This window comes from Neisseria sp. P0009.S007, assembly GCF_051962515.1.
The window spans coordinates 1-804 of sequence record NZ_JBQCVF010000769.1; the positions used below are offsets into that span (position 1 = coordinate 1).

At 52.0% G+C, this 804-nt stretch carries 1 protein-coding gene; it reads left to right on the plus strand.

Going from position 1 to position 804, the window contains the following annotated elements; translation table 11 throughout:
• Positions 1 to 28 precede the first annotated feature (28 nt).
• Positions 29 to 804 (plus strand): TonB-dependent receptor plug domain-containing protein (locus ACTHS3_RS16245; protein ID WP_440368537.1); only part of this gene is annotated, 776 nt, incomplete at its 3' end.

An 804-nucleotide genomic window follows, 5' to 3' on the forward strand; every position in this document is an offset into this window, starting at 1 on the left:
GCAGTCAATTTTTTACTTAGGAAAAATCATGAATAAGGTCTCCTCTCCTGTATTCCGCCTTAGTATCATTACACTCGCATTATCAACAAGCTTCGCTCATGCCGAAAATTTGCAACCCGCAGAAACTGCCGAGCTGAATGAAATTAAGGTCACCGGTACTGCCGTACCGACTCGTGTAACCCGCAACCAGCTTGACCGCGAAACTTCGACCGATTTGAAACAAGTCATGAAAGACCAAATCGGTATGGACGTCGGCGGCGGCAACGGCGTGGCGCAGTTTTACAGCATCCGCGGCGTTGGTGAAGACAAAATTAACCTAGAAGTCGACAACACCAGCCAATCCACTAAAATCTTCCACCACCAAAGCCGCTTCCAGCTTGATCCTGCTTTGGTGAAAAGCATCAACGTTGAAAAAGGCACGGGCGCGGCGAGCGCGGGTTTGGGTGCGGTCGGCGGTACCATCCGCGTAACAACGGTTGACGCGAAAGACCTGCTTACAGACGGCAAACCTTTCGGTTTCAAACTCGGCGCGGGCTTGAGCAGCAATAAAGGCTCAACCGGCAACGCAGCAGTTTACGGCTATCAAAACGGCTTCGATGCCCTGTTTGCAGGCAACTTCCTCAACAACCGTGACTACAAAGACGGCAACGGCAATGTTAACCTCGGCAGTCGTCTGAAACAGCACAGCTACCTCGCCAAACTCGGCTACGATTTCAACGACGACCACGGCATCCGCCTGACCTACCGTCAGGAATACCAAAAAGGCACCCGCACCGACAAAGCCGAGTTCCAAAACGTTGACAG